Origin of the sequence: Mycobacterium tuberculosis H37Rv, from assembly GCF_000195955.2 — a bacterium.
In the GTDB taxonomy this organism is placed as follows: Bacteria; Actinomycetota; Actinomycetes; order Mycobacteriales; family Mycobacteriaceae; genus Mycobacterium; species Mycobacterium tuberculosis.
Genome location: NC_000962.3, coordinates 206,805 through 222,262, shown reverse-complemented (window position 1 = coordinate 222,262; position 15,458 = coordinate 206,805). Strand labels below are relative to the sequence as shown.

Below are 15,458 nucleotides of genomic sequence, written 5' to 3'. Positions count from 1 at the left end.
AGTTCGATGGTTCGGGGTCGTTCAGGGCACGATTACGCTGCCCCTACCGTACGCACCGCACCAACGGGTGGTGGGCAGGTTTGCGCTTCAACACGCGGCGATCAGGAACGAACCAGGCGCGCGATTGCTGCCGAGGCCTCTGCCAGCTTGCCGTCAGCCCCAGGACCGCCCTCGGCCACGGCACGGGTGACGCAGTGGCTCAGGTGCTCGTCCAGCAGGTTCAGCGCCACCGACCGCAACGCACTGGTGACGGCGCTGATCTGGGTCAGAACGTCAATGCAGTACTTGTCTTCCTCGATCATTCGCGCGATGCCGCGCACTTGCCCCTCGACGCGACGCAACCGCTTGGCGTAGTTGTCCTTTTGCTGCGTGTAGCCGTGTGCTGCTGTCATTTACTCGCCATCTCCAGAGATACTCGCCAACCCGAAAGCAGGGCCCAGGCATGCTACCCATCATATCTTGTACCCCAGCGGGGTATCGGACCTAGAATTTGGCAACCGTGCCGCGGCGAGCGCATCCTTGGGCCGCATACTTGAACAATGCCGCAAACCACCGACGAAGCCGCTTCCGTCTCGACGGTCGCCGACATCAAGCCCCGCAGTCGAGACGTCACCGACGGCCTGGAGAAGGCCGCTGCCCGGGGCATGTTGAGGGCGGTGGGCATGGACGACGAAGACTTCGCGAAGCCACAGATCGGGGTCGCGTCGTCGTGGAACGAAATCACGCCGTGCAATCTCTCATTGGACCGGCTGGCCAACGCGGTCAAGGAGGGGGTGTTTTCGGCCGGCGGCTATCCGCTTGAGTTCGGCACGATCTCGGTTTCGGACGGCATCTCCATGGGTCATGAGGGGATGCACTTCTCGCTGGTTTCCCGTGAGGTGATCGCCGACAGCGTCGAAGTCGTGATGCAGGCCGAACGACTCGACGGTTCGGTGCTGCTGGCCGGATGCGACAAATCGCTGCCCGGAATGCTGATGGCCGCCGCACGACTGGATCTGGCGGCGGTGTTCCTCTACGCGGGCTCTATTTTGCCCGGCCGGGCCAAGCTCTCCGACGGTAGCGAACGAGACGTCACCATCATTGACGCCTTCGAGGCGGTCGGAGCGTGCTCTCGCGGTTTGATGAGTCGCGCCGACGTCGATGCCATCGAGCGGGCAATCTGCCCCGGCGAAGGGGCATGCGGCGGCATGTACACCGCTAACACCATGGCCAGCGCCGCCGAGGCGCTCGGCATGTCGTTGCCGGGCAGCGCGGCACCGCCGGCGACCGACCGCCGGCGCGACGGGTTCGCGCGTCGCAGCGGTCAGGCCGTCGTCGAGCTGCTGCGCCGCGGCATCACCGCCCGCGACATCCTCACCAAGGAGGCGTTCGAGAACGCCATCGCGGTGGTAATGGCGTTCGGCGGCTCGACCAACGCGGTGCTGCATCTGCTGGCCATCGCCCACGAGGCCAACGTCGCACTATCGCTTCAGGACTTCAGCCGGATCGGGTCGGGGGTGCCGCATTTGGCCGATGTCAAGCCGTTCGGCCGCCATGTGATGTCCGACGTCGATCACATCGGCGGTGTGCCGGTGGTTATGAAGGCGCTGCTGGACGCCGGTCTGCTACACGGCGACTGCCTGACGGTTACCGGTCACACCATGGCCGAGAATCTGGCTGCCATCACCCCGCCGGATCCAGATGGCAAGGTGCTACGTGCGTTGGCAAACCCGATCCACCCGAGCGGTGGCATCACCATCCTGCACGGATCGCTGGCACCCGAAGGTGCGGTGGTCAAGACCGCCGGATTCGATTCCGACGTATTCGAAGGCACCGCAAGAGTTTTCGACGGCGAGCGCGCTGCGCTGGACGCCCTTGAGGATGGCACCATTACCGTGGGCGACGCCGTGGTAATCCGGTACGAAGGACCCAAGGGCGGCCCCGGGATGCGCGAAATGCTCGCCATCACAGGCGCGATCAAAGGCGCAGGACTCGGTAAAGATGTTCTACTGCTGACCGACGGCCGGTTCTCCGGTGGAACCACCGGCCTGTGCGTTGGCCACATCGCACCGGAGGCGGTCGACGGCGGACCGATCGCACTTCTGCGCAACGGCGACCGGATCCGGCTCGACGTGGCCGGCCGCGTTCTCGATGTGTTGGCCGATCCGGCCGAATTCGCGTCCCGACAACAGGATTTCAGTCCTCCACCGCCGCGCTACACTACTGGCGTACTGTCCAAGTACGTCAAGCTGGTCAGCTCTGCCGCGGTCGGCGCGGTCTGCGGCTAGCCGCAACTAGCCGCTGCCTGGCCGGGACCGCCCCGGCCAGGACATTCCCGAGTTGCCCTCTGGCTCGCGAACTTCGAACTATCCTTGGTTAGCCGCGGCCCGCGTGCGCATCCCGAAGTAGAAGCCCAGGACGGCTACCACCGCACCTGCGATGATGTGCGACCACATCATGCCAGCCGTCACCGCGACCCCTGGTAGCACCCACGGCGAGAAAATGACCCACACACCGAGCACGGGTAGCGTCCAGGTCATGCCGTGTGTGCGATCCAGGGCCGACGCGAACCCATACGCCAAGTACGCGACCGCGATCCCCACGATAAGGTCACACGTTGGCAGCCCTCTGGTGGCGCTGAAGCCGACGATCCACGGCGATGCAGCCACATACAGGCCCGCCAGCAGGGCCAGACCGAATGTGAAATGCGCGATCGTCGACTCGGCGGCGCGGTCGAAGCTGGCACGCAGAGCCAACAAATCAGGGTGTTGATCAATTGATGAATGGACTGTACTCATTTTGCAACCTTTCTGTTATGCAGCAAAACTTTTGGGCTCGCTGCCACCCATCCATCTGCTCCAAGATTACGCCCGTTTTCGGGATGCCAGCAACGAAAATTGGGCGCCGGACCAGCGGCTACCGCACCAAAGCGAGGGCGAAACCGTCCCAGCCCTTGCGCCCGACGGTCTGGATCGCCGTGGCGTCTAGGCCGGGGTGCTCACCCATCATTTGCAGCGTCCGACGTGCCGCCACTGCGTCGGCATCGTCGGACTCAGCAAGAATCCCGCCGCCACGAATAACGTTGTCCACCACGATCACTGCGCCGCGCCGGGCCAACCGGATCGCCCACTGAATATATGCGACGTTGTTCTCTTTGTCGGCGTCGATGAACACCAGGTCGAACGGGCCACCGGCCAACGTCGGCAACGTGTCCAGCGCCGGACCGACGACCACCTCCACCCGATCGGCGACGCCCGCTCGCTGCAGGTTCACCCGGGCGACCTCAGCGTGCTTGGGCTGGTATTCCAGCGTGACCACCCGTCCCTGTGGGCCCGCGCCACGCGCCAGCCAAATGGTGCTGAAGCCACCGAGTGTGCCGATCTCGAGGACGCGGCGCGCCTGGATGGCACCGGCCAGCAGGCACAGGAACTTGCCCTGCTGTGCCGACACCGCGATGCGGGGTAACTCGGCCGCGTCGCTGGCCGCCAATGCCGCGGCTAACGCCGGATCGTCGCCGACCAGTGTGCTGTCCAAAAATGCGTCGACGTCGGGCGGGTTGGGTTGCTGGTCCATGCCCAAACGCTAGCGCGACCACCGACCGTCGCGCGCCAGCAGGCAACCGCCCACCGGCCTGGGGGTTTACCAGATACCCGTATAGGGTATATATTTAAGTAGCTGTTCTGGATTACCGACAGCTGACCACCTGGGATTCCTCGGGGATCCCCGACACGGATGAGGGTGATACGAATGACGAACTACGAGGCTGGGACCTTGCTGACCTGCAGCCACGAGGGCTGTGGCTGTCGGGTTCGCATCGAAGTCCCATGCCACTGTGCTGGCGCCGGTGACGCCTACCGCTGCACCTGCGGCGACGAATTGGCCCCGGTCAAGTAGACCTATCATGCCGGTCGTGGGTACGGGCCTCGCTGGGCCGGCCCGTCACCGCCCGAACCCACGGCCGGCCAGCTTGACCTTGGCTGCCAGCTTCAGCGCTACCGCCGAAGCGCCCACCGCCACCGTGTAACCGCCCGGCTCGATGCGCCAGCTTCTGGCCTCGCCGTCGTAGCGGGCGAGCAGTCGCGGGTCCGCCTCGATCCTTACCCGCCGAGTCTGGCCGGGTTCGAGCTCGACCCGCTCGAATCCCAGCAACCGCAACCGCGATTCGCCGGGAGCTGCGATCATATACAGCTGCGGGACATCCGCCCCGCTGCGGTCGCCCGTGTTGGTAACGCTGAAACTGGCGTGCACGGTGTGGCCGCCCGTCACCACCAGGTCACGATACTCGAAACTGGTATAGGACAAGCCGTGACCGAACGCGAACATCGGGGTCTGATTTGTGCTGGCAAACCAGCGGTAACCAACATCGGCGCCCTCGGTGTAGTGGATCGTGGTCGATGTCCCCCACGGGGCACCGAGCTCGGGCGGTTGCGAGCGTGGCGTCTGACCGAGATCGACCGGGAAGGTGATCGGCAGCCGGCCCGAAGGATTCACCTGCCCGGTCACAATCTCCGCAACGGCCTGGCCACCCGCCTGGCCCGGATACCAGGCCTGCATGATGGCGTTCACCGAGTCGCGCCAGGGCATGGTCACCGGGTTGCCCGTCTCAAGCACCACAACGGTATTCGCGTTGGCGGACGCGACTGCGGCGATCAGCGCATCCTGACCCCATGGCAGCGACAGATCGGCGCTGTCGAAGCCCTCTCCTTCGGCACGGATCGCGAACACGATCGCGATGTCTGCTCGCCGCGCAGCCAGCACCGCCTCCGCCGGGTTGATGCCAGGATCGAACTCGAACTGCGCGTTGGGCAACCGCTTTCGCAACTCACTCAGCGGGCTTGACGGCAGCAGGTAGAGATTACGCAACCCGGCTGCCAAGCCAGACCCACCGATCGGTATCACGCCCGCATAGCCCCCCGGCGGGGTGACGGCGCTCGAACCGTAACCGGCTGGCACACCGAGGTGTGCATAGCCGCCGATGACGGCAATACGCCCGGCCGATTCGGGAGCGAGCGGCAGCAGCCCTCGGTTTTGCAGCAGCACGATTCCTTGCCGCGCCATCTGTGCGGCAATCTCGTTGTGCGCATTCATGTCCGGCGCCGGCGCTGGTTTCCATCGGTCGATTCCGACGGCAAACATCGACCGCAGGATCCGCCGTACCATGTCCGACAGGCGCCCCTTGGGTAGATTGCCGTCGGCGTAGGCGGCACGCAGGCGGTCGGTGAATGCTTCCGACTGCCACAGCACTGCATCGATCTGCGCACCGCACTCTTGGTCCAGGCCGGCCAGCGCGCACTCCCAGCTGGGTGTTCCGCCCCAATCCGACATCACCCAACCGCGGTATCCCCAAGCACCTTTCAGCACGTCGTTGAGCAAGTGGTCGTTGCCGGCAGCGTAATCTCCGTTGACCTTGTTGTACGCCGCCATCACGGCGCCGGGCTGCGACCGCTCGATGACGATCTCGAACGCCAACAAGTCCGACTCGCGGTGCGCGTCGGGATCGATGACCGCGTCCAGCCAGTGCCGATTGGTTTCGTTGCAGTTCAGCGAGAAGTGTTTCGTCGTCGCAATGACACCCTGCTGCTGAATCCCGATGATCGACTCCGCGGCCATCGTGGCACTCAACAACGGGTCCTCGGAAAGGTACTCGAAGTTGCGGCCGTTACGCGGGTCGCGCGCCAGATTGATTGCGCCGGCCAGTTGCACGTTGAACCCGCGACTGCGCGCCTCCCGGCCGATCGCTTTGCCCGAGGACCGGGCCAGCACCGGGTTAAAGCTGGCCGCTAGGGCAAGGCCGGCGGGCAGCGCCGTAGCGGTGTCACCGGGGCGGTAGCCAGGGTTGGTGACGCCCAGACCGGCATCGCTCATCAACAAGGCCGGGACCCCGAGCCGGGGAATCCCCGGCACATACCCGGCACACATCGGCACGCCCTGTGGGATGCGTTCATCGCGCACCGGCCACAGATCGCTGGCCCCGGTCAGGCCGACCAACAGTGAGAATCGCTCGTCGTCGGTCATCTGGGCCTCGACCTCACGTGCCCGCAGGTCGGCGTCTAGCTCGTTCAGCGCACGCCCTCCTGCGCGTAGACGACGCGAAACACGTGACCAACTTCGGGTCCCATCACCAGCTCTGTCAGGGTGCACACCGTCGCCACAAACTCGGGTCCGTGTGGCGGTGGCACCTGGCACAAATGATGCGCCACTTCGTGTAGCACGACCAACTCGCGCATCGCCCAACCGGCGGTGTGCCGGTCGGGTACCGCAATAGTGCCTGTGCCGCCATGGTTTTCATAGTGCGCCGCGGTGGCCGCCCGGCGCGCCCGCACGCGCACCGGCGACACCGTCGGCCAGTTCTGCCCTACCGCCGGTAGCGCAAGCACGTCGTCCACATAACGCTGCACCGATGCCACCGAACCGAACCGACCTTCTGGGGGCAGCGTCAACTGGGTACCGAAGAACTCCACCGTCGGTGAGCCGTGTGCGGTGACGCGGTCGAACAAGGTCCGGACGAACGCCTCGGCCGCGTACACCCTGGCACGCTGGGAATCCCGCGGAACGTCCGCGCCGATCACCGGCCCAGCGCGGCCCGTGCCCCGGGCAGCTCGGGGTTGTTCCCGAGTCGTGCTTGCCGTCCCGCTCGATCACCGGCGCGCCGTGCCGCCGACGAGTATCCCGCGGTGGCCCGGCTGGCTCGCCAGGCGCCGCGCGCCTTAGAGGAACGACGGTAGTACTCATGCAGCTCGATGTCCTTGTCCCGCAGGGCAATTGCGGTACCAGGCGGACGATCACGGTCCTTGGTGGCTTCCTGCCGAGTCTGCTCTCGGGCATCGGCCAAGCGCTGGCCGACCCGGGCGCCGAACGCCAGCTGGAAGTTGAGTCGGGCGGTGATCGTCGGCGTGGGCCGGTGCGCTCCCGAGGCGAGGTAGGCGTCGGATGCCCGGACCATCTGGACCACCAGGCTGGCGTATAGGGCGTGGCTGGTGTCGATGTCCTCGGCGAACCCGTAGGCGTACACGAACGTCGAATTCGATGCCACGTCGCAGCGCACGTCGTTGGCCGCCGCGATGAGCACGAAGAGCTGCACATAGGTCCGCAATCCGCGGGTGCCCGCCGCCCCGATGGTGATGGTGCGCTGTGTCGGGGCCTGCGCGGGTGAACGGTTGCCCGCGTGCGACCGGGCCACCGCCAGGTCGATGGATGCCGCCGTGGCCAACCGTTGTGCGGTGCTCATGAACGCGTCGGCCTCGTGCGGGTTGTCGGTGCCTTCGGCCTGGCGCAGCAGGGCTGCGATGCGGGCCAGCATCTTGTCGTTGGTCATGGCGCCAAAACTAGTGGAGGGCTGCGACAGGTCGGCTCGGCCTACAACCGCTCGGTGAGCCAGGCGACCACATCGTCGAGCACCTGGTTGCGCTCCGGCTCGTTGAACACCTCGTGGTACAGCCCGGGATACTCCTTCAGCTGCACGTCGGCCGATCCCACACATTCGACCAGGCGACGGCTGCCCTCGATGGGGATCAGCCGGTCATCGGTGCCGTGCAGCACTAGCAGCGGCGCGGTCAATGCCGGTGCTCGCCGCGGCATGGTCTCGCCCACCTGCAGCAGCGCGCGGCCAATCCCGGCCGGAACCCGTCCGTGGTGCACGAGTGGGTCGGTGTTGTAAGCCTGGACCACCTCAGGGTCGCGAGAGATGGCAGTAAAATCCAGTTCCTGCACCGGCAGGCCGGGCACCACGACGCCCAGAAGCTTGGCGGCAACCGCCACTACCGGGCTCACCAGGTCCTGTGCCGCCACCGCCGGCGCCGAAAGCACCATCAGGTCGTAGTTGTCTGGACGTTCGACACCGTAAGCGAACACAATGCCGCCGCCCATGCTGTGCCCGAGCACGATGCGCTTGCACCCGGGATATTCCCGGGTGGCGATCCCAACGAGGGTGTCGAAGTCAGCGGTGTACTCGGAGATGTCTCTCACTAGCACCCGTTTGCCACCCGAGCGGCCATGCCCGCGGTGGTCAAGCGCATAGGTGACCAGGCCGGCCGCGCCGAGCCGCTGCGCGACATGGTCGTAGCGGCGGGCATGCTCGCCCAGACCATGGGCCAGCACGACCACCGCTTGCGGCGCGGTGTCCGGCGTCCAGACGTCGTAGACGATGCGCACATCGCCGATGCCCGCGAAATTCCGTTCAGTCCGGGTGGTAGTCATTACCGGGAGCGTAACGGCTGCTCCGGTGAGAGTGTCGGAGACTCTGCGTAGGCTCATTGACGTGAGTGTGCTCGCAGAAAACTCTGGCCGCGAGCCCGCCGACGAACGGCGCGGGGACTTCTCCGCCCACACCGAGCCCTACCGGCGTGAACTGCTCGCACACTGCTATCGCATGACTGGCTCGCTGCACGACGCGGAAGACCTTGTTCAGGAGACGCTGCTGCGGGCCTGGAAGGCCTATGAGGGCTTCGCGGGCAAGTCCTCGCTACGCACCTGGCTGCATCGGATCGCCACCAACACCTGCCTGACGGCGTTGGAGGGCCGTCGACGCCGGCCGTTGCCGACGGGGCTCGGGCGGCCGAGTGCCGATCCGTCCGGGGAGTTGGTGGAACGTCGAGAGGTGTCCTGGCTGGAGCCGCTGCCGGACGTGACGGACGACCCTGCTGATCCCTCAACGATCGTCGGGAACCGGGAATCGGTGCGGTTGGCCTTTGTGGCGGCTCTGCAGCACCTCTCACCCCGGCAGCGAGCCGTACTGCTGCTGCGCGACGTGCTGCAGTGGAAATCGGCCGAGGTGGCCGACGCGATCGGTACCAGCACCGTCGCCGTCAATAGCCTGCTGCAGCGGGCCCGCTCTCAGCTGCAGACGGTCCGGCCCAGCGCCGCCGACCGGTTGTCCGCGCCGGATTCACCCGAGGCGCAAGACCTGTTGGCCCGCTATATCGCCGCGTTCGAGGCTTATGACATCGACCGGTTGGTCGAGCTGTTCACCGCCGAGGCGATCTGGGAAATGCCGCCGTATACCGGCTGGTACCAGGGCGCACAGGCCATCGTCACCCTCATTCACCAACAGTGCCCCGCCTATTCGCCTGGCGATATGCGCCTGATTTCGTTGATCGCCAACGGCCAGCCCGCCGCGGCCATGTACATGCGTGCCGGTGACGTGCACCTGCCTTTTCAGCTACACGTGCTGGACATGGCCGCCGACCGCGTGTCACACGTGGTGGCCTTCCTCGACACCACCTTGTTCCCGAAATTCGGCCTGCCCGATTCGCTGTGATGGCGAACGTGACGTCATGACCGCCACCGTCGAGATAAGGCGTGCGGCCGACCGGGCGGTCACCACGACGTCCTGGCTGAAATCCCGGCATTCGTTCTCATTCGGCGACCACTACGATCCCGACAACACCCACCACGGGCTCCTGTTGGTGAACAACGACGACCAAATGGAACCGGCTTCGGGTTTTGATCCCCATCCACACCGTGACATGGAAATCGTGACCTGGGTGCTGCGGGGAGCGCTCAGACACCAGGATTCCGCCGGCAATAGCGGAGTGATCTATCCCGGTCTGGCCCAACGCATGTCGGCCGGCACCGGAATCTTGCATTCGGAAATGAACGATTCTGCTACCGAGCCGGTGCATTTCGTGCAGATGTGGGTAATACCCGATGCAACCGGCATCACTGCCAGCTACCAACAGCAGGAGATAGACGACGAACTGTTGCGCGCCGGCCTGGTAACCATCGCGTCGGGCATACCCGGGCAAGACGCAGCGCTCACCCTGCATAACAGCAGCGCCTCGTTGCACGGCGCGCGGCTGCGGCCCGGCGCTACGGTCAGCCTGCCCTGCGCACCCTTCCTGCATCTGTTCGTCGCCTACGGCCGCCTCACTCTGGAAGGTGGCGGCGAGCTTGCCGACGGGGACGCGGTGCGGTTCACCGACGCTGACGCCCGCGGCCTGACCGCCAATGAGCCGTCGGAAGTACTGATCTGGGAGATGCACGCGAAGCTGGGCGATTCGGCAACATAGAGTGGCCACGACAGACAGGAGCCCGCATGTCTCAAGCGCAGCCGCGCCCCGCCGCACCCAACCCCAAGCGGAACGTCAAAGCGATTCGGACGGTGCGTTTCTGGATGGCACCGATCGCCACCACGTTGGCCCTGATGTCGGCGCTGGCCGCGCTCTATCTGGGCGGCATCCTAAACCCCATGACCAATTTGCGGCATTTCCCAATCGCGTTGGTGAACGAGGACGCCGGGCCCGCGGGCCAGCAGATTGTCGACGGTCTGGTTTCCGGCTTGGACAAGAACAAGTTCGACATCCGAGTGGTTTCGCCGGACGAGGCCAGGCGGCTGCTCGACACCGCGGCGGTGTACGGCTCGGCGCTGATACCGCCGACCTTCTCGTCGCAGCTACGGGACTTCGGGGCGAGTGCGGTGACGCCAACCCGCACAGACCGGCCCGCGATCACGATCTCAACGAATCCGCGGGCGGGCACGCTGGCAGCTAGCATCGCCGGCCAGACGCTGACCCGGGCACTGACGGTGGTCAACGGCAAAGTGGGCGAGCGACTTACCGCGGAGGTAGCGGCCCAGACCGGCGGTGTGGCACTGGCCGGGGCGGCGGCGGCCGGGCTGGCCAGTCCCATCGATGTCAAATCCACCGCCTATAACCCACTGCCCAACGGCACCGGCAACGGGCTGTCGGCGTTTTACTACGCCCTCTTGCTGCTATTGGCGGGCTTTACCGGCAGCATCGTGGTGAGCACCCTGGTGGACTCGATGCTTGGCTATGTACCAGCCGAATTCGGCCCCGTCTATCGCTTCGCCGAGCAGGTCAACATCTCTCGCTTCCGTACGCTGTTGGTCAAGTGGGCGGTGATGGTGGTGCTGGCGTTGCTCACCTCGGGTGTCTACCTGGCGATCGCCCACGGCCTGGGCATGCCGATTCCGCTCGGGTGGCAAGTATGGCTCTACGGAGTATTCGCGATCATAGCGGTCGGCGTCACGTCCAGCTCGCTGATCGCGGTGCTGGGCTCGATGGGCCTGTTGGTCAGCATGTTGATCTTCGTCATCCTCGGATTGCCGTCGGCGGGCGCGACCGTCCCGCTGGAAGCCGTACCAGCGTTCTTCCGCTGGTTGGCTCAATTCGAGCCGATGCACCAGGTGTTCCTAGGTGTGCGGTCACTGCTGTATCTGAACGGAAACGCCGACGCCGGCCTGTCCCAGGCCCTGACCATGACGTCGATCGGGCTGATCATCGGGCTGTTGCTGGGTGGATTCATCACACACCTGTACGACCGCAGCAGCTTCCACCGAATTCCGGGAGCGGTCGAGATGGCGATCGCCGTGGAACACCAAGCTCAATACCAAGCTCGCCAAAGCGCACGCGAAAGCTCAAGCGAACAACCGTAATTCGAACGCGGCCGAACCGTCACGCAGCTGTTACTGAAGTTGACAGTGTGATCAGTGTGCCTAATGCTGGGATGGTTGCATGTGGATTCGGGCCGAGAGGGTTGCTGTGCTGACACCGACTGCCAGCCTGCGCCGATTGACGGCTTGCTACGCCGCGTTGGCGGTGTGCGCCGCCCTCGCCTGCACCACCGGGCAGCCGGCCGCCCGCGCCGCCGACGGGCGCGAGATGCTCGCCCAAGCGATAGCCACCACCAGGGGCTCATACCTGGTGTACAACTTCGGCGGCGGTCATCCTATGCCGCTGCTCAACGCAGGTGGTCACTGGTACGAGATGAACAACGGCGGCCATCTGATGATCATCAAGAATGCCTCCCAACGGCTTTCACCACATCTACTGGTAGACACCCACACTGGAGACCAGGCGCGCTGCGAACACAACCCAGGTGCTCGCACCGGTGAAGGCTTGTGGCAAGCCTCCGAGATCTACCCGCCGCTTAAGGCGTGGCAGCGTATGGGGCGACCCACCATTGCGGTCAACGCCAACTTCTTCGACGTTCGCGGACAAAAGGGGGGCAGCTGGCGGTCGACCGGCTGCAGCTCACCGCTGGGCGCCTACGTGGACAACACCCGCGGACAAGGACGCGCCAACCAAGCGGTCACCGGCACCGTCGCCTACGCCGGAAAGCAGGGCCTTTCCGGAGGAAATGAGTTGTGGAGCTCGCTGACGACGATGATCCTTCCGGTCGGTGGTGCACCGTATGTTTTGCGGCCCAAAAGCAGACAGGACTACGATCTTGCCACTCCGGTGATCGAGGACTTGCTCAACAAGAATGCACGGTTCGTCGCCGTGGCCGGAATCGGGCTGTTATCCCCCGGCAATACCGGCCAGCTCCACGACGGCGGTCCCAGCGCCGCGCGAACGGCGCTTGCCTATGCGAAGCAGAAGGACGAGATGTACATCTTCCAGGGCGGCAACTACACCCCGGACAACATCCAAGACCTGTTCCGCGGCCTGGGTAGTGACACCGCGATTCTGCTCGACGGCGGGGGGTCATCGGCGATCGTTCTGCGCCGTGATACCGGGGGCATGTGGGCCGGCGCTGGGTCGCCGAAAGGATCGTGCGACACCCGTCAGGTGCTCTGTGACTCCCATGAGCGGGCGCTGCCCAGCTGGCTGGCGTTCAACTAAGGCTTCGCAGCGCCGGCGGGCTCGGTCCCGCTACACCTGCGGCGTCAAATCCAGCGAGGTGATGGTCGTCATCCTGGTCACCAGCCACCGCGCGTCATAACGCTTCATGAACAGCCGGTAGGACAGATACTTCAATGCTGGGATGTTCTTGGTCACCGGACTGGTGGTCGTGGTGTTGGTGTAGACGATGGCAACGGCATCCCGGCCGCTCAGCGATTCCACGGCAGCACCGGTGACCTCGGTATCGTTGGTAATCTTGGCCTGTTTGTTTGCTGCGGCGATCTGGTCGACGAATCTGCGGTACTGAGCCGCGAAATCACCGCTGAGGTAATTCGCGGCCCGATCGGCCAGGGTGTCCATGTTCTCCGGCGTGTAGGTCCACAACGTCGTGATCGCATTGGCGGCGGTCCGCGCGACCATGAGCTTGGTGGCCACCACGGCGCGCTCGGAGAGGTAGGGCTCCACCGTCGCACCAGCGAACGCTGCCGAGCCCACGAACAACGCAGCGGCCACGCCGACCGTGATCGCTAACCGCCTGCCACGCGATCGTCTTGCCCGTGTCTTGCCGCCCCTGGCAGCCGTCGCGGCCGAATCATCCTCGTCAGCTTGGCTGTCAGCCACGGCGGCACCGCGTTCGTCCGGCTCTCCCGCGGCGTCGATCTCGCCCCGGTGGCCCTCGGTGGCTGCGGATGCCGTGTCGGTGGACTCTCCGTTGGCAACGGACTTTTGGGTCAGATCACCGGAAGCAGACTGCTGATCTTCCACTCGTTACCTTCCTGCTTAGCCGTTACCAGCCAACGATTGGCGTTCGAGACCACCCGCTTGCCGTCCGCGGATTTCGAGGTGATCTGGGTGACCACCAGCACGTTGGCACTACCATCCTCGTTCCACCTCTGTACGCCCGCGTCTAGAACCGTTCCTGTGGTCGGTTCCACCCCGGAGATGCGAATCAGGATATCGTTTGCTCTTTCGTGGTACTGCTTGGCGAAGTCGCCCGTGGCGTGGGACAGCACCCGCTCCGCATATTCGTTGGCGTGAAACGGATCCGGTGACGTGAACATGGTCATGAAAGATCGGACATCACTGAGCATCACGATATCCTTGTGCGCTGCTCGCTGGTGCGATTCATGGGAGATCCGCATGAGCGCACAGGCTGAGATCGCCGCGGCCATAACCACAGCGGATGCGGTCAGAGCCAGCGGCAAACCCCATCGCCGCGACGGTTCGATTGACTGCGGGGCCAGCAGCGCCCCCTCGCCGGGTTCAAACTTACGACGGGGGCTCATTTTTCGCCGGTGGGTTGTCGGGGTTTCATCACGACTGCCAGATCGTCGAGGCGCCATTGCCCGCGCGATTTTTGGAAGATCGCCCGCACAGTTGACTGAATATACCGCTGATTGGGTGGTGTACCGCGTTCACCCTGCATGAACAACAGCATGGTCGCCTGAGCTGGTGTCGCCGACAGCACCGCGCTGTCGGTAACCCAGTACTGGTTACGAACAGGTCCCGACTCGCGCACCGAATCCTGTTGGATGCTCAGCTGCGGGCGGTACCTGTCGGTGGCCAGCGATCGCGCCCGTTCGAAATCACGCTGCACCGTTTCGGGGTCGTAGCTCAGGACGTCGACCACGAGCTTCGGGCCCCGCGTTGCGAGCTGCGCGCGAGTGTGATCGGTTTGCCATTCATTGACGTACACCACCGCAGCGCCCACCGCGGTTGCGCTCGCGCACGCGCCCGCCGCCGCCAATGCCACCGCCGCCGTCAGTCGCCGTATCACCGCGGGCCGCTGCACCGGTTCGACACGTCGCACCTCAGTGCGCAACAACAGGTCGGCGAAGGTGCGTCGCCGCGAATCCCACAGCGGCCACAGCCAACCCACAAACAGCGAGAGGGTGTCCACCAAGTGCGCCAAATCCCGGACCAGCAACCGCCACGGACCGATGGCGGAGCCGTCACGCCGAACCACCCGGATGCCGGTAAGAGCGCGGCCAAGACTCCATCCGGTAATCGTCGGCAACAACAACCGGTTAACGGCCAGAAGGAGAATGGTCAATCCGAGCAGACAAGCGCATAACCACCGCCACGCGCTGCCCGGCGGCACCGTTAAAGCCGTCAACGCCATGGTCGCCGCCACGGCGAGCCCGGGCAGCACGTCGATGGCGAAGGCGCCCGCCCGAACATGCCAGGGCGCTGCACCGTTCGGTGTCGCCTGGGGCAGGGTGGTCGGCGTCTTCTCGACCACCACCGTCACTTCGTCACCTGGTCGAGTTTGGCGATCTTATAGCGGCCCTCATCCAGTGCCATCCGGACCCGAAGACGGTAGCCGACTTCATGGGCATCCGAGTCGGTGTTGGACACCTTGACCCGGAGCGCCACCAGAACATCGACCGACCCGTCATTGTTGTTGCGCTCGACCGCCGCGCGCATATCGGTCACTTGCACGTGGACGCTGGCCGCTTGATACGCCTCGACGAGCATGCTGGTGTACAACGACGCCTGGGCACCGAAATCACCGGTGCCACACTCGATGATCTTCTGCATGCTAGCCGACATCGCCCCAGCATCGGGTGCCTGCGTGGCCGCAACGCAATCCTTAGCGGCCTCAATGGCCGCAAGGTCCTCGCGCGCGATTGATTGGCTTTCCTGGTGTGAGCGCAACGCAAAATAACCCGCTGCGCCAAGGCCACCGGCCAACGCGAGCAGCGTCGCCGCAATGCCAACAAGCCAGCCTCGCCGCAACCGCGACGGGCGCCGCTCGACGAGGGCCTGTTCTGGGCACGCGTCCTCGCCGAGCTCTCCGGCGTCAGATTCCGCCGAATCCGCCGCCTTCACCTGCGGGCCAGTCTGGTCGGCTCCGGCGTCAGATTCCGCCGAATCCGCCGCCTTCACCTCCGTAGA

17 protein-coding genes and 2 other annotated features are annotated in these 15,458 nt (G+C 65.0%); of the genes, 6 read left to right on the top strand and 11 right to left on the bottom strand.

Annotated elements, in window-relative coordinates:
* Positions 1-101: 101 nt before the first annotated feature.
* On the bottom strand, positions 102-392 hold the full coding sequence (locus Rv0190; RefSeq protein ID NP_214704.1) for a hypothetical protein: 291 nt from the start codon (positions 390-392) through the stop codon (positions 102-104).
* A gap of 147 nt (positions 393-539) precedes the next feature.
* Here Rv0190 and ilvD point away from each other — a divergent pair, with 147 nt between their 5' ends.
* Entirely contained in the window at positions 540-2,267 is a 1,728-nt protein-coding gene (gene ilvD / locus Rv0189c) for a dihydroxy-acid dehydratase (protein NP_214703.1), read from the top strand.
* Positions 2,268-2,345: 78 nt separating this feature from the next.
* Here ilvD and Rv0188 read toward each other — a convergent pair whose 3' ends face one another.
* The gene (locus tag Rv0188) at positions 2,346-2,777 is read right to left on the bottom strand and encodes a transmembrane protein (RefSeq protein ID NP_214702.1); all 432 of its coding nucleotides are present in this window, start codon (positions 2,775-2,777) and stop codon (positions 2,346-2,348) included.
* A 118-nt stretch (positions 2,778-2,895) separates the two neighbouring features.
* Complete coding sequence (locus Rv0187; protein ID NP_214701.1) at positions 2,896-3,558, bottom strand: O-methyltransferase; 663 nt, start codon at positions 3,556-3,558, stop codon at positions 2,896-2,898.
* Between the two features lie 153 nt (positions 3,559-3,711).
* Here Rv0187 and mymT point away from each other — a divergent pair, with 153 nt between their 5' ends.
* Positions 3,712-3,873 (top strand): metallothionein, encoded by a 162-nt coding sequence (gene mymT / locus Rv0186A; RefSeq protein YP_004837046.2) that lies wholly within the window; start codon positions 3,712-3,714, stop codon positions 3,871-3,873.
* 45 nt (positions 3,874-3,918) lie between these two features.
* On the opposite strand, the gene bglS is transcribed toward mymT, so the two are convergent.
* From bglS to Rv0183, 4 genes are read right to left on the bottom strand one after another with little or no spacing between them, the layout of a single operon-like run.
* Positions 3,919-5,994 carry a beta-glucosidase BglS gene (bglS, locus tag Rv0186; protein ID NP_214700.1) on the bottom strand — a complete coding sequence of 692 codons (2,076 nt, stop codon included), beginning with the start codon at positions 5,992-5,994 and terminating at the stop codon, positions 3,919-3,921.
* A 44-nt stretch (positions 5,995-6,038) separates the two neighbouring features.
* Positions 6,039-6,548, bottom strand: a complete 510-nt coding sequence (locus tag Rv0185; RefSeq protein ID NP_214699.1) for a hypothetical protein — start codon at positions 6,546-6,548, stop codon at positions 6,039-6,041.
* Positions 6,545-7,294, bottom strand: coding sequence for a hypothetical protein (locus tag Rv0184; protein NP_214698.1), 750 nt, complete (start codon positions 7,292-7,294; stop codon positions 6,545-6,547). The genes Rv0185 and Rv0184 overlap by 4 nt, the downstream gene beginning before the upstream one ends.
* A gap of 41 nt (positions 7,295-7,335) precedes the next feature.
* Positions 7,336-8,175: a lysophospholipase gene (locus tag Rv0183; RefSeq protein ID NP_214697.2), complete on the bottom strand. Its 840-nt coding sequence runs from the start codon at positions 8,173-8,175 to the stop codon at positions 7,336-7,338.
* Here Rv0183 and sigG point away from each other — a divergent pair.
* The 4 genes from sigG (at position 8,123) to lprO (ending at position 12,560) form a co-directional block, all read left to right on the top strand.
* Positions 8,123-9,235, top strand: coding sequence for an ECF RNA polymerase sigma factor SigG (gene sigG / locus Rv0182c; RefSeq protein NP_214696.1), 1,113 nt, complete (start codon positions 8,123-8,125; stop codon positions 9,233-9,235). The genes Rv0183 and sigG overlap by 53 nt on opposite strands.
* 16 nt (positions 9,236-9,251) lie before the next feature.
* Positions 9,252-9,986 (top strand): hypothetical protein, encoded by a 735-nt coding sequence (locus Rv0181c; RefSeq protein ID NP_214695.1) that lies wholly within the window; start codon positions 9,252-9,254, stop codon positions 9,984-9,986.
* A gap of 26 nt (positions 9,987-10,012) precedes the next feature.
* Positions 10,013-11,371, top strand: coding sequence for a transmembrane protein (locus Rv0180c; RefSeq protein ID NP_214694.1), 1,359 nt, complete (start codon positions 10,013-10,015; stop codon positions 11,369-11,371).
* A 79-nt stretch (positions 11,372-11,450) separates the two neighbouring features.
* On the top strand, positions 11,451-12,560 hold the full coding sequence (gene lprO / locus Rv0179c) for a lipoprotein LprO (protein ID NP_214693.1): 1,110 nt from the start codon (positions 11,451-11,453) through the stop codon (positions 12,558-12,560).
* Between the two features lie 30 nt (positions 12,561-12,590).
* Here lprO and Rv0178 read toward each other — a convergent pair whose 3' ends face one another.
* The 4 genes from Rv0178 to Rv0175 all read right to left on the bottom strand — a co-directional run bounded on the left by Rv0178 (position 12,591) and on the right by Rv0175 (position 15,449).
* Positions 12,591-13,325, bottom strand: a complete 735-nt coding sequence (locus Rv0178; RefSeq protein ID NP_214692.1) for an Mce associated membrane protein — start codon at positions 13,323-13,325, stop codon at positions 12,591-12,593.
* A complete protein-coding gene (locus Rv0177; protein ID NP_214691.1) occupies positions 13,292-13,846 on the bottom strand; it encodes an Mce associated protein in 555 nt (184 codons plus the stop codon). Before Rv0177 ends, Rv0178 begins: the two co-directional genes overlap by 34 nt.
* Positions 13,843-14,811: an Mce associated transmembrane protein gene (locus tag Rv0176; RefSeq protein ID NP_214690.1), complete on the bottom strand. Its 969-nt coding sequence runs from the start codon at positions 14,809-14,811 to the stop codon at positions 13,843-13,845. The genes Rv0177 and Rv0176 overlap by 4 nt, the downstream gene beginning before the upstream one ends.
* Entirely contained in the window at positions 14,808-15,449 is a 642-nt protein-coding gene (locus tag Rv0175) for an Mce associated membrane protein (RefSeq protein ID NP_214689.3), read from the bottom strand. Before Rv0175 ends, Rv0176 begins: the two co-directional genes overlap by 4 nt.
* Positions 15,356-15,394: a repeat region (39 bp direct repeat 2,AGGTGAAGGCGGCGGATTCGGCGGAATCTGACGCCGGAG), on the bottom strand. It overlaps the preceding gene by 39 nt.
* Positions 15,413-15,451 (bottom strand) — a repeat region (39 bp direct repeat 1,AGGTGAAGGCGGCGGATTCGGCGGAATCTGACGCCGGAG).
* Between the last annotated feature and the right edge of the window lie 7 nt (positions 15,452-15,458).

Excerpts from the sequence above, each read along its gene's own strand:
- Rv0188 (NP_214702.1), bottom strand. The coding sequence starts at position 2,777 with ATGAGTACAGTCCATTCATCAATTGATCAACACCCTGATTTGTTGGCT.
- bglS (NP_214700.1), bottom strand. The coding sequence starts at position 5,994 with ATGACCGACGACGAGCGATTCTCACTGTTGGTCGGCCTGACCGGGGCC.
- sigG (NP_214696.1), top strand. The coding sequence starts at position 8,123 with ATGCGCACATCGCCGATGCCCGCGAAATTCCGTTCAGTCCGGGTGGTA.
- mymT (YP_004837046.2), top strand. The coding sequence starts at position 3,712 with ATGAGGGTGATACGAATGACGAACTACGAGGCTGGGACCTTGCTGACC.
- lprO (NP_214693.1), top strand. The coding sequence starts at position 11,451 with ATGTGGATTCGGGCCGAGAGGGTTGCTGTGCTGACACCGACTGCCAGC.
- Rv0181c (NP_214695.1), top strand. The coding sequence starts at position 9,252 with ATGACCGCCACCGTCGAGATAAGGCGTGCGGCCGACCGGGCGGTCACC.
- Rv0190 (NP_214704.1), bottom strand. The coding sequence starts at position 392 with ATGACAGCAGCACACGGCTACACGCAGCAAAAGGACAACTACGCCAAG.
- Rv0180c (NP_214694.1), top strand. The coding sequence starts at position 10,013 with ATGTCTCAAGCGCAGCCGCGCCCCGCCGCACCCAACCCCAAGCGGAAC.
- ilvD (NP_214703.1), top strand. The coding sequence starts at position 540 with ATGCCGCAAACCACCGACGAAGCCGCTTCCGTCTCGACGGTCGCCGAC.
- Rv0177 (NP_214691.1), bottom strand. The coding sequence starts at position 13,846 with ATGAGCCCCCGTCGTAAGTTTGAACCCGGCGAGGGGGCGCTGCTGGCC.
- Rv0183 (NP_214697.2), bottom strand. The coding sequence starts at position 8,175 with ATGACTACCACCCGGACTGAACGGAATTTCGCGGGCATCGGCGATGTG.
- Rv0184 (NP_214698.1), bottom strand. The coding sequence starts at position 7,294 with ATGACCAACGACAAGATGCTGGCCCGCATCGCAGCCCTGCTGCGCCAG.